A 12,260-nucleotide genomic window follows, 5' to 3' on the forward strand; every position below is an offset into this window, starting at 1 on the left:
CTCCCGCGCTTCACAGTTCCCCCCTAATCTCGGCACAGTGACGCGCGGCCGTGGCACATCGATGTGTCACGGCCGTCGCGGCAGGGGGTTTTGGGATCTGGGGGGATCTTTTGCTTACGTCTGTCCTTATCGCTGCCGTTTCGCTTGCCTTATTCTGGATGGCGGCGTTCACCCTGTGGTGGCAGATGCACGCGTGGCGTACGCCCGAAGTGCTCGCCTCCACCCGCTTCAACAGTCCGGAGGGGGGTGAACACCTGTCCTTCTCGCTGTTGCTTCCGGCTCGCCACGAACAGGCCGTGCTGGACCACACCATCCAGCGGCTGCTGGAGTCCAGCCACGCCGACTTCGAGATCATCGTGATCGTCGGACACGACGACCCGGAGACCACGGCGGTCGCCTGCGACGCCGCGGAGCGCGACCGGCGCGTGCGGGTCGTCGTCGACACCCACGAGAAGAAGAACAAGCCGAAGGCCATGAACACGGCGCTGCCGCACTGCCGCGGTGACGTCGTCGGAGTCTTCGACGCGGAGGACCAGGTCCATCCGGAGCTCCTCGCGCACGTCGACCACGCCTTCCGCTCCACCGGCGCGGACGTCGTCCAGGGCGGGGTGCAGCTCATCAACTTCCACTCCAGCTGGTACAGCCTGCGTAACTGCCTGGAGTACTTCTTCTGGTTCCGGTCCCGGCTGCATCTGCACGCGCAGAAAGGGTTCATCCCGCTCGGCGGCAACACCGTCTTCGTCCGCACGGGCGTCCTGCGGGACGCCGGCGGCTGGGACCCAGAGTGCCTCGCCGAGGACTGTGACCTGGGCGTGCGGCTGTCCAGCGTCGGCAAGAAGGTCGTCGTCGCCTACGACTCCGACATGGTGACCAAGGAGGAGACTCCCGGTTCGCTGATGTCGATGCTGAAGCAGCGCACCCGCTGGAACCAGGGCTTCCTCCAGGTGTACCGGAAGAAGGACTGGAAGCAACTGCCGGGCCTCGGGCAGCGGTTGCTCGCCCGCTACACCCTGATGACGCCGTTCATGCAGGCCTTCACCGGTGTCATCATCCCGCTGAACGTGGCGATCGCACTCTTCCTCGACGTGCCCGTGGGCATCGCCTTCGTCACCTTCCTGCCGCTCGTCACCGCCATGGTGACCTTCGTCTTCGAGCTCGTCGGGCTGCACGACTTCGGCAGGCAGTACGGCCTTCGCGTCCGCCTCGTCCACTACCTCAAGCTCGTCGTGGGCGGCCCCTTCTACCAGGTGCTCCTCGCCGGCGCCGCGATCCGCGCCGTGTGGCGTGAGCAACGCGGCCGCACCGACTGGGAGCTGACCTCACATGTAGGCGCGCATCTCACACCGTCCGAAGTGACCCGAGAGGACGTCCCCGCGTGACTTCCACCCTTCCCGCGGCGACCACTCCCACGGTCCCCGCGCAGGGCCCGCCGCTGCCCGCGCCCGCTCCGGCCGGCCGGACGGCCCCGCCGAGCCGACTGCGTTCCTCCCGCTCCGACCTCCTGTTATGCGGCCTGCTGCTGGTGGCGATCCTGGTCGTACAGGGCTGGAACATCGCCGACTACCCGACGCTCAGCGACGACGAGGGCACCTACCTCGCCCAGGCCTGGGCGGTACAGGAGGGCAACGGCCTCGCCCACTACACCTACTGGTACGACCACCCGCCGTTCGGCTGGATCCAGATCGCCCTGCTGACCTGGATCCCCTCGATGATCAGCCCCGAGTCGATGACCGTGGGCTCGATGCGGGTGATGATGCTGGTCGTCAGCGGCATCAGCGCGATCCTGGTCTACGTCCTGGGCCGTCGCCTCTCGCTGCCCCGCTGGGCCGCCGGATTCGGCATGCTCCTGTTCGGGCTCTCGCCGCTGTCCGTGGTCCTCCAGCGGGAGATCTTCCTCGACAACCTCGCGGTGATGTGGACGCTGCTCGCGTTCACCCTCGCGGCCTCCCCGAGCCGTCACCTCTGGCACCACTTCGGGGCGGGCATCGCCGCCGCCACGGCCGTCCTGACCAAGGAGACGATCCTCATCGTCCTGCCCGCGGTCCTGGTGACGATGTGGCGGCACAGCCACCGCGACACCCGGAAGTTCGCGGTCACCGGCGCCGTCACGGCCTGCCTGCTGATCGGCATGTCGTACCCGCTGTTCGCCCTCCTGAAGGGCGAGTTGCTGCCCGGCGGCGGCCATGTCTCCCTCTGGGACGGCGTCAAGTACCAGATGACCAGGCCCGGTTCGGGATTCATCCTCGACGCGGGCTCCGGTTCCCACGGGGTCCTGGAGTCCTGGCTGTACTACGACCGGATCCTGCCGCTCGGCGGCCTCGCGGGCGCCCTGTTGCTGCTGGCCACCTGGCGCTGGTCGGTCACCGCCCGCGCCCTGGCCGGACCGGCGTTGACGGTGGCGGTCCTCGCCGCACTGGCCCTGCGGCCCAACGGCTACCTGCCCGCGATGTACGTCATCCAGGCGCTGCCGTTCCTCGCCCTGGTGCTCGCCGGAGGCACCGCCTCGGTGGCGCATGGCGTGCTGCGCAGATGGCGGAGCGAAGGGGAGAAACGGTTGTTCACCGGTGGGCGTTACGCTCTCGCGGCCGTTCTGGCCGTCGCCGCCGGCGCCTATGTCGTACCGCGCTGGTACGACGGCGACCGCACCGCCGTCACCCTCGACGCCAACGCCCCCTACAAGGCCGCCTCCAAGTGGCTGAGCAGCGAGGTGGAGAAGCCCGAATCCACCCGGGTGCTCGTCGACGACGCGCTCTGGCTGGATCTGGTGCACGCCGGGTACCGGCCGGGACTCGGCGTGATCTGGTTCTACAAGGCCGACCTCGACCCCGCGGTGACGAAGACGATGCCGCGCGGCTGGAAGGACATCGACTACGTGGTCGCCTCGCCGACGGTGCGGCGGGACGCGGTCGACCTGCCCAACGTCAAGGCGGCCATCCAGCATTCGACCCCGGTCGCCACCTTCGGCACCGGTGCGGACCGGATCGAGATCCGGCAGGTCCAGACCACCGGCACCGCCGCGGGAGGCGTCCGATGAGCCAGGAATCCATAGTCCCCTCAGAACTCGGCGATCCGGCCGTACAGGCGGCGGAGGTGGCCGAGCCCGGTGCCGTCACCATCGTCGTCCCCACCTTCAACGAGTCCGCCAACGTCCGCGAACTCCTGCACCTGATCACCGACTCGGTGCCCGCCCGGCTGCCCTGCGAGGTGGTCTTCGTGGACGACTCCACCGACGACACCCCCGAGGTCATCCAGGAGGCCGCCAAGGACTGCCCCTTCCCGGTGACCGTCCTGCACCGGGACGAGCCGGTCGGCGGACTCGGCGGCGCGGTCGTCGAGGGCATCCGGGCGGCGTCCTCCGACTGGATCGTCGTGATGGACGGCGACTGCCAGCACCCGCCGTCCCTGGTACCGGAGTTGGTGGCCACCGGGGAGCGGGTAGGCGCCGGTCTGGTCGTGGCCTCCCGTTACATCAAGGGCGGCAGTCGGGCCGGACTCGCCGGCAGCTACCGGGTCGCCGTCTCGCGCGGCGCGACCTGGCTGACCAAGTCGCTCTTCCCGCGCAGACTGCGCGGCATCAGTGACCCGATGAGCGGCTTCTTCGCGATCCGCCGCAGCGCGGTCACCGCCGACGTGCTCCAGCCCCTCGGCTACAAGATCCTGCTGGAGCTGGCCGTACGCAGCCGCCCCCGGCAGGTCACCGAGGTCCCGTTCGTCTTCCAGGACCGGTTCGCGGGCGAGTCCAAGTCCAGCGCGCAGGAGGGGTTACGGTTCCTGCGCCACCTGGCGGGCCTGCGTGCCGCGTCGCCGGTGGCCCGCATGGTCGGCTTCGGCCTGATCGGCGCGACCGGCTTCGTGCCGAACCTGCTCGGGCTGTGGGCGCTCACCCTGGCCGGCATGCACTACGTCCCGGCCGAGATCCTCGCCAACCAGTTCGGCGTGGCCTGGAACTTCGTACTCATCGAGCATCTGCTGTTCCGCGACCGGCGGCGGCACCGGCGCTGGTGGGATCGCGCGGGACGGTTCGCGCTGCTCGCCAACGCCGACCTGGTGCTGCGCATCCCGCTGATCGCTCTGTTCGTCCACCGGTTCGGGATGGGCGCGCTGTCCGCGACCGCGCTCGCCCTGGTGACGACCTTCGTCCTGCGCTTCGCGGGGACCGAGGCGTTGGTGTATCTGCCGCGCAGGGGCCGCGGGGGCCCCGATGGCGGCCGTACCGCGAGGAGTGCCCGTGAGAAGACGCCGTAGGAGATCCGCGCTGCTGGCTGTGGCCGGCCTCACCGGGGGCCTGCTGCTGGCCTCCCCCCAGTCCGCGTCCGCCGCCAACCTCGTCAAGAACCCCGGCTTCGAGACCGCCGGCACCGGTGACATGCCGCTCTGCTGGGAGAAGTCCGGCTGGGGCGACAACGACTTCACCTTCTCGACCGTGAGCGACGCGCACAGCGGTGCCAAGGCCATGAAGGTGTCGCTCACCCGCCGGGTCGACGGTGACCGCAAGGCGCTGATCACCGAGTCCACCGACTGCGCGCCGGTCGTGACCGCGGGCAAGCAGTACGACCTCGGTCTCTGGTACAAGTCGACCACCCCGGACACGTCGCTCACCCTCTTCCGGCACGACGCCACCGCGGGCTGGCAGTACTGGACCGACCTCAAGACGCTGGAGATGTCCTCCACGTGGTCCCAGGCGAGCGTCCGCACCCCCGAGGTCCCGGCCGGCACCGACCGCATCACGTGGGGCGTCTCCGTGTACGGCACGGGCTCGGTGACCACCGACGACCACACGATGGACCAGGTCGCCGACCCGGTCCCGACCCCGCAGTGCACCGGCACCGCGGAGCAGTGCGCCAACGGCAGGTGGGACGTGCTGCCCACGCAGAACCCGGTCCGTTCCATGCACTCCGTCGTCCTCAACAACGGCAAGGTGCTGCTGATCGCGGGCTCCGGAAACAGCGAGGAGCAGTTCAACGCGGGCACCTTCACCTCCGCCGTGTACGACCCGGTGAAGGGCACCTACAAGGTCATCCCCACGCCGAAGGACATGTTCTGCTCCGGGCACGTCCAGCTCCAGGACGGCCGGGTGCTGGTGATGAGCGGCAACAAGGCGTATCCGGTGGCGGGCGGGCACGGGTACGAGGGCTACAAGGACTCGTACATCTTCGACCCGAAGACCGAGACGTACAGCAAGACCAACAACATGAACGACGGCCACTGGTACCCGTCGGCGACCGAGCTCGGCAACGGTGACGTCATCTCCTTCGGCGGTCTGCGCGAGGACTCCACCGGTTCGGTGACCGCCGAGTACTGGTCGGACGCCGAGCAGCAGTGGCAGCCGATGTGGAAGGTCAACCAGACCTGGTCGTACTGGGGTCTGTACCCGTCGATGATCCTGATGCAGGACGGCCGCCTCTTCTACTCGGGCAGCCATGTCTTCGGCAACAACATCCCCGGCACCGGATCGGCGATCTACGACTACGACGCCAACACGGTCACGCAGATCCCGGGCCTGCGGAACAAGGACGAGCGCGACCAGTCGGCGAGCGTGCTGCTGCCCCCGGCGCAGGACCAGCGGGTCCTCACCCTCGGCGGCGGCAACATCGACTCCAACCCCGAAGCCAACCGGCTGACCGACGTCATCGACCTCAAGGCCGCCAACCCGGCGTACGTCGCCGGCCCGCCGCTGCCGCAGGGCACCGTCGACCTCGGCAACGGCAAGATCCCCGAGACCGGCAACCAGGGCAAGATGTACGTCTCCGCCGTACTGCTGCCCGACGGCAAGGTGCTGGAGACCGGCGGTGCGCTGCACAACCGGGCCGACCCGGTCTTCGAATCGTCGATCTACGACCCGGCGTCGAACACCTTCGACCCGGTGGCCGCCGACCCGCAGGCACGCGGCTACCACTCGTCGTCGTTCCTGCTTCCCGACGGCCGGGTGATGTCGACCGGCGACAACCCGGGCAACGGCTCCTGGAACCACAACGTGTCGATCTACACCCCGCCGTATCTGCTCAAGGGCCCGCGTCCGTCGATCACGTCGGTGATCGACACCGAGTGGAACTACGGCGACACCCAGCGGATCACCGTCGACCGGCCCATCGCCAAGGCCGAGCTGATCCGCCCGGCCGCCGTCACCCACTCCTCGGACCCGAACCAGCGGTTCGTGGACCTGCCCCTGTCCGTCTCCGGCAACAACGTCGACCTGAACGTGACGAGCAACCCCAACCTGGCCCCGCCCGGCTGGTACATGCTCTTCGCGGTCGACGCCAACGGGGTGCCGTCGGTGGCCAAGTGGGTCCACCTGCAAGGCCCGTCGGCCCTCAGCGCCACCGACGCGTCGGCGCACGTCCACTCCTTCGCCGACTCGCTGGAGGGCACGGTCAGCACGCCCGGGAAGAAGAAGACCTCGCAGAAGGTCAGCCCCACGGTCTCCGGCTGCGACCGGCACTACGGCTCGATCAACGTCTGTGTGCCGACCGTTTTCCCGGACGAGGTGAAGGGGACGACGGCCGCCCGCTGCACCTGGCTGAAGGCGAACGCCTACGGCCGCCTGAAGATCAACGGCAAGGACGACCCGCTGGGGCTCGACCGGAACAAGGACGGGATCGCCTGCGGGAAGGGTGACGTCACGCGCCGCTGAGGATCAAGGCGCCCGGCGTGAGCTGGGCACCCCGTTGCTTCCGCAATGGGGGTGCCCAGACTCAGTGAAAGCCGCGACGGTAGCCTCCCGAGGCAGTGACTACGCGTGCTGGTACGCGACCAGCGAGATCCCGACGTAGTGCGTGATGAACGCCGCCAGCGTGAGGGAGTGGAACACCTCGTGGAAGCCGAACCAGCGCGGTGACGGGTTCGGGCGCTTTATGCCGTAGATCACTCCCCCCGCGCTGTAGAGCACGCCGCCCACGATCACCAGCACCAGGACGGCGATGCCGCCGGAGTGCATGAAGTCGGGCAGGAAGAAGACGGCCGCCCACCCCATCGCGATGTAGCAGGGCGTGTAGAGCCAGCGTGGGGCGCCGACCCAGAAGACGCGGAAGACGATGCCCGCCGCGGCCGCCGCCCAGATGCTCCACAACAGCCACTGCCCCTTGGAGCCCGGCAGGAGCAGCAGGGTCAGCGGGGTGTAGGTGCCGGCGATGATCAGGAAGATGTTGGCGTGATCCAGCCGTCGCAGGATCCCGTCCATGCGGGGGCTCCAGTCGCCCCGGTGGTAGAGCGCGCTGACGCCGAACAGCAGGCAGGCGGTCAGGGCGAAGATTCCGCAGGCCAGACGGGCTCTGGCGGTGTCGGCGAGGGCGGTGAGCACCAGGCCCGCGATGAGTACGGCCGGAAACATTCCGAGATGCAACCAGCCGCGGAGCTTGGGCTTGACCGGATGCGGCAGGGAGAGCGCGACGGGACCGCGGCCGGCGGCGGCCGGGTCGTCCGTGGGCGCGTCGGGGACGGACGCAGTCATACGGGGCATCGTACCGACGGAACCGTAAGTCACGGATCGGTGTGACCCGTTGGGCGACGAAGAGTGGCCATCGTCTCACCGGGTCCGTGCGCCACGGGTTCGTGCGCCACGGGTTCGTGCGGGTGTCCTTCGGGCGTCTTTCCAAGGAACCGCCATCTGAATCCCATGTGGACGCAAAGCGGTGCCTCTACACGTGGCGATCCTCACTCTGCTCACCTGGGCGCTCCTATGGACAGATGGGCGGACTCGTCGGATGATCAAATGAGTGCGGTCGGCACCGGATGAGCGCCAGAGGGAATCGACGCTGCGAAGCATCCGGGTCGAGGCCCCCACGGGGCACCAGGACAAAATCCCTCATTTTAGGAGCGATCGTGGCGCGTGACATCGCGGCTCTCCCCGTCATCCCCACCACCCACAAAGAACTGATCTCGTGGGTGAACGAGATCGCAGAACTGACGCAGCCGGACAGCGTGGTCTGGTGTGACGGATCAGAGGCCGAGTACGAGCGACTGTGCGAGGAGCTCGTGGCCAAGGGCACATTCAAACGGCTCGATCCGATCAAGCGCCCGAACTCCTACTACGCGGCCTCCGACCCGACCGACGTCGCCCGGGTCGAGGACCGCACCTTCATCTGTGCGGAGAAGGAGGAGGACGCGGGCCCGACCAACCACTGGAAGGCCCCTGCGGAGATGCGCGAGATCTTCCAGGGTGAGAACGGCGAGGGCGGTGTCTTCCGCGGCTCGATGAAGGGCCGGACGATGTACGTCGTCCCGTTCTGCATGGGCCCGCTCGGCTCCGACCTCTCTGCGATCGGCGTCGAGATCACCGACTCCGCCTACGTCGCCGTGTCCATGCGCACCATGACCCGCATGGGGCAGCCCGTCCTGGACGAGCTCGGCTCCGACGGCTTCTTCGTGAAGGCCGTCCACACCCTCGGCGCCCCGCTCGCGGAGGGCGAGGACGACGTTCCGTGGCCGTGCAACAGCACCAAGTACATCTCGCACTTCCCGGAGTCCCGTGAGATCTGGTCCTACGGCTCTGGCTACGGCGGTAACGCCCTGCTCGGCAAGAAGTGCTACGCCCTGCGCATCGCGTCGGTGATGGCCCGCGACGAGGGCTGGCTGGCCGAGCACATGCTCATCCTCAAGCTGACCCCGCCGCAGGGTGAGTCCAAGTACGTCGCCGCGGCCTTCCCGAGTGCCTGCGGCAAGACGAACCTCGCCATGCTGGAGCCCACCATCTCGGGCTGGACGGTCGAGACGATCGGCGACGACATCGCCTGGATGCGCTTCGGTGCGGACGGCCGCCTCTACGCCATCAACCCCGAGGCCGGCTTCTTCGGTGTCGCGCCCGGCACCGGTGAGCACACCAACGCCAACGCGATGAAGACGCTGTGGGGCAACTCCGTCTTCACCAACGTCGCGCTCACCGACGACAACGACATCTGGTGGGAGGGCATGACGGAGGAGACTCCGGCCCACCTCACGGACTGGAAGGGCAACGACTGGACTCCGTCCTCGGAGACTCCCGCCGCCCACCCCAACGCCCGCTTCACCACCCCCGCCGCGCAGTGCCCGATCATCGCGCCGGAGTGGGAGGACCCCAGGGGCGTGCCGATCTCGGCGATCCTCTTCGGCGGGCGCCGCGCCAGCGCCGTCCCGCTGGTCACGGAGTCCTTCGACTGGAACCACGGCGTCTTCCTCGGCGCCAATGTGGCCTCCGAGAAGACCGCCGCGGCCGAGGGCAAGGTCGGCGAGCTGCGCCGCGACCCGTTCGCCATGCTGCCGTTCTGCGGCTACAACATGGGCGACTACATGGGCCACTGGGTCGATGTCGCCAAGGACAAGGACCAGGCGAAGCTCCCCAAGATCTACTACGTCAACTGGTTCCGCAAGAACGACGAGGGCAAGTTCGTCTGGCCCGGCTTCGGCGAGAACTCCCGGGTCCTCAAGTGGATAGTGGAGCGCCTGGAGGGCAAGGCCGAGGGCGTCGAGACCCCGATCGGCATTCTGCCGGCCAAGGGGGCCCTCGACACGGGCGGTCTCGAGCTGGACGAGAAGGACCTCGATTTCCTCCTCACCGTCGACAAGGAGGTCTGGCGCGAGGAGGCCGCCCTGGTTCCCGACCACCTCAACACCTTCGGCGACCACACGCCCAAGGAGCTGTGGGACGAGTACCACGCGCTGGTGAAGCGCCTGGGCTGACCGCCCCACGAAGACGCCGCGGCCGGCTCCGATCGTGCCCTGACCAGCTGCATCGTCACGGCCGGCCGCGGTGACCTTAATCTCTGTCACCCTTTTGGCGGTGTGGCGAATGGGCGCCAAAGATATCGACGCCGCCCGGGTGATTCTTGTCCACAAAGCGGGTTAATAGATAATCATTCTTTCACGAAGAGGGAATGCCTGCCTCGTCTGTGTCCGTAGGGGATGAGGCACGCAAGCGAAATGAAGCGCATGACATGCGTATGTGCTGTCTGATCCCTCTTCCGTGAGGAAGGTTCTCTTGAACCGTAGAACGATTCGAATCTCGCGCTTGAGGTCAGCCACGATGGTGGGGGTCGGCGCGGTCGCCGTGGCCCTCAGCGTCGTCCCGAGCACGATGGCCGCCGCCGACGCGATGCACGCGTCCGGCTCCGACCGTGCCATGACTCACCTGCGTGCGAACAACGCCCCCACCGGCGCCATCGCCGACGCGATCCGCAGGGCCGGCTCCGATGGGCGCGCGATGGTGCGTGCGGGTGGGGCCGACCGGGAGTATGGCCAGGACAACCGCCACGACCACGACCGCGGCCAGAAGGGCGACCGCGGTCCGCAGGGTCCTCGCGGCCCTCAGGGCAAGCCGGGCAAGCAGGGGCCCCAGGGCCCCCAGGGGCCGCAGGGTGCTCAGGGTGCTCAGGGAGCCCAGGGTGCTCAGGGTGCTCAGGGTGCTCAGGGTGCTCAGGGTGCTCAGGGTGCTCAGGGTGCTCAGGGTGCTCAGGGTGCTCAGGGTGCCCAGGGTGCTCAGGGTGCTCAGGGTGCTCAGGGTGCTCAGGGTGCTCAGGGAGCCCAGGGTGCTCAGGGTGCGCAAGGAGCCCAGGGTGCTCAGGGAGCCCAGGGTGCTCAGGGTGCGCAAGGAGCCCAGGGTGCTCAGGGAGCCCAGGGTGCTCAGGGTGCTCAGGGTGCCCAGGGCACGATCGGCAGTTCCTACGTCATCACCAACACCGGTCTGGGAAGCGTTGTTGCCAGCTGCTCGGACAATGACGTCGCCACCGGCGGCGGCGCTCTGTCGACCGCTCTCACCGGGAGCGTCCCGGTCGGCGGTTCCGCCATCACGCCGCCCAACGGATGGCAGGGCGTGGGCCTCCTCGGGGTCACCCCCGTCACCGCCTACGTGGTCTGTGCCTTGGTGCCGTAACTCCGCTCTGAGTGGTGCCCCCGAGGCTTCGGCCGCGGGGGCACCGTTCGAGTGGTGACACGTCGCATCGACCGCTGCGGGTCGCTCGCCACCCCTAGACCAGCAGCGGCCCGCCGCACCTTTCCGCCCCGTCCTTCATCGCGATGAGGTTGGCGATCACGTACGAGATGTTCTTCTCGGAGTGCCACTCGGACGGGAAGCAGGTGGTGAGCCGCGAACTCTGGAAGCGGGCCTCGAGGTCGGGCACGAAGGCGCGGTACTGGTCGTCCGTGTAGTACCAGAACGAGTTCTCGTTGTAGTACGCGACGTGATTCGGGTCCTGGAACGCGCCCCGGCCGTCGGAGCTGGGTGTAGTCGTGAGGAGCATGCCGCCGGGTGCCAGCAGCCGGTACAGCTCGTTGATCAGCGGCACCTTCGCGGGCACGTGCTCGAGGAAGCTCACGGCCCGCACCAGGCCCACGGAGTCGTCGGGCAGATCCAGCTTGCCGGGCAGGGTCGCGACGATGTCGACGCCGTCCGCCGGGTACTTGTCCACGCCCACGTAGCCGGGCGGCTTGCGGTGGGCCGCGCCGAGGTCCAGCGCGACGAGTTCCCTCCGGTAGGTCCAGGCGAGGGCGTTGGCCTCGATGTACTTGTCGTACAGGGCGACCGTCTCGCGCTGGATGTGCGCGTTGGTCTCCGGGTCGCGCTGGGTGTTCGCGGGGTGCATCCGCTGGAGGTACAGACAGCGGGGGATGTGGTGGAAGTCGCCGACGTGGTACAGGCGGCACATCAGGTCCTGGTCGTCCAGGACCGTGCGGGTCGCGTCGTACCCCCCGGCCTTGTCGTAGGCGTTCTTGCGGAACGCCCGCACGTGGTTCGGCGCGTACCAGATGTAGGCGACGTTGTGCGGAGTCGGAGCCATCGACCTGACCTGAAGCAGCTTGCGTCCGTCGACGCGCACGTCCTCGTAGTGCCAGCCGTGCGTCTCGTTGAAGCGGCTGTCGTCCCGCTTGCCGTCCTCGGTGATCTGCGCGGTGTTGCTGTACACGAACACGGCGTCGGGGTTCTCGTCGAAGGCCTTGCCGAGTTCCGCCAGGCACGCCTTCGCCAGCAGGTCGTCGTGGTCGAGTTCCACCAGGATCTCGCCGCGCGCCAGTTCACAGGCTCTGCGTTTCGCCGCTCCGACGCCGACGGCGTCGTCGTCGATCTGCACCCGGACTCTGTCGTCGGGACGCTCCGGCCGCCACCGGGCGCCGTTGTTGAGCAGGACGATCCACTCCCAGTCCGGACAGGTCTGCGCCTGCAGGGTCGCCAGGCACTCGTCGAGGAAACGGGGTCGATGGCTGGGCGTGAAGACGGAGAACCTGGGTGTCGCGGTCGAAGTCATGTCCGTGGACGTTACGAGGCCATACCGACGGTGCCGCCGCTTGGCGGGAAC

The 12,260-nt window shown here is 68.3% G+C and carries 8 protein-coding genes; 5 read left to right on the forward strand and 3 right to left on the reverse strand.

The window, feature by feature from the left end; genetic code table 11:
- Positions 1 to 110 precede the first annotated feature (110 nt).
- The 4 genes from ABZ027_RS21690 to ABZ027_RS21705 are packed head-to-tail and all read left to right on the forward strand — an operon-like array spanning position 111 to position 6,631.
- A complete protein-coding gene (locus ABZ027_RS21690; RefSeq protein WP_356770693.1) occupies positions 111 to 1,379 on the forward strand; it encodes a glycosyltransferase in 1,269 nt (422 codons plus the stop codon).
- Positions 1,376 to 3,034 (forward strand): phospholipid carrier-dependent glycosyltransferase, encoded by a 1,659-nt coding sequence (locus ABZ027_RS21695; RefSeq protein ID WP_356770695.1) that lies wholly within the window; start codon positions 1,376 to 1,378, stop codon positions 3,032 to 3,034. Before ABZ027_RS21690 ends, ABZ027_RS21695 begins: the two co-directional genes overlap by 4 nt.
- On the forward strand, positions 3,031 to 4,245 hold the full coding sequence (locus ABZ027_RS21700) for a glycosyltransferase family 2 protein (protein WP_356770697.1): 1,215 nt from the start codon (positions 3,031 to 3,033) through the stop codon (positions 4,243 to 4,245). Before ABZ027_RS21695 ends, ABZ027_RS21700 begins: the two co-directional genes overlap by 4 nt.
- On the forward strand, positions 4,202 to 6,631 hold the full coding sequence (locus tag ABZ027_RS21705; protein ID WP_356770699.1) for a galactose oxidase-like domain-containing protein: 2,430 nt from the start codon (positions 4,202 to 4,204) through the stop codon (positions 6,629 to 6,631). Before ABZ027_RS21700 ends, ABZ027_RS21705 begins: the two co-directional genes overlap by 44 nt.
- 99 nt (positions 6,632 to 6,730) lie before the next feature.
- Here the strand turns inward: ABZ027_RS21705 and ABZ027_RS21710 are convergent, their stop codons facing one another.
- Positions 6,731 to 7,447 carry a hemolysin III family protein gene (locus tag ABZ027_RS21710; protein ID WP_356770701.1) on the reverse strand — a complete coding sequence of 239 codons (717 nt, stop codon included), beginning with the start codon at positions 7,445 to 7,447 and terminating at the stop codon, positions 6,731 to 6,733.
- A gap of 371 nt (positions 7,448 to 7,818) precedes the next feature.
- Here ABZ027_RS21710 and ABZ027_RS21715 point away from each other — a divergent pair, with 371 nt between their 5' ends.
- Positions 7,819 to 9,651, forward strand: a complete 1,833-nt coding sequence (locus ABZ027_RS21715) for a phosphoenolpyruvate carboxykinase (GTP) (protein WP_356770703.1) — start codon at positions 7,819 to 7,821, stop codon at positions 9,649 to 9,651.
- 334 nt (positions 9,652 to 9,985) lie between these two features.
- Here the strand turns inward: ABZ027_RS21715 and ABZ027_RS21720 are convergent, their stop codons facing one another.
- On the reverse strand, positions 9,986 to 10,558 hold the full coding sequence (locus tag ABZ027_RS21720) for a hypothetical protein (RefSeq protein ID WP_356770705.1): 573 nt from the start codon (positions 10,556 to 10,558) through the stop codon (positions 9,986 to 9,988).
- 376 nt (positions 10,559 to 10,934) lie between these two features.
- A complete protein-coding gene (locus ABZ027_RS21725) occupies positions 10,935 to 12,209 on the reverse strand; it encodes a glycosyltransferase (RefSeq protein ID WP_356770707.1) in 1,275 nt (424 codons plus the stop codon).
- Between the last annotated feature and the right edge of the window lie 51 nt (positions 12,210 to 12,260).

Source organism: Streptomyces sp. NPDC006332 (genome assembly GCF_040612855.1).
Taxonomy (GTDB): Bacteria; Actinomycetota; Actinomycetes; order Streptomycetales; family Streptomycetaceae; genus Streptomyces.

Excerpts from the sequence above, each read along its gene's own strand:
- ABZ027_RS21700 (WP_356770697.1), top strand. The coding sequence starts at position 3,031 with ATGAGCCAGGAATCCATAGTCCCCTCAGAACTCGGCGATCCGGCCGTA.
- ABZ027_RS21705 (WP_356770699.1), top strand. The coding sequence starts at position 4,202 with ATGGCGGCCGTACCGCGAGGAGTGCCCGTGAGAAGACGCCGTAGGAGA.
- ABZ027_RS21710 (WP_356770701.1), bottom strand. The coding sequence starts at position 7,447 with ATGACTGCGTCCGTCCCCGACGCGCCCACGGACGACCCGGCCGCCGCC.
- ABZ027_RS21725 (WP_356770707.1), bottom strand. The coding sequence starts at position 12,209 with ATGACTTCGACCGCGACACCCAGGTTCTCCGTCTTCACGCCCAGCCAT.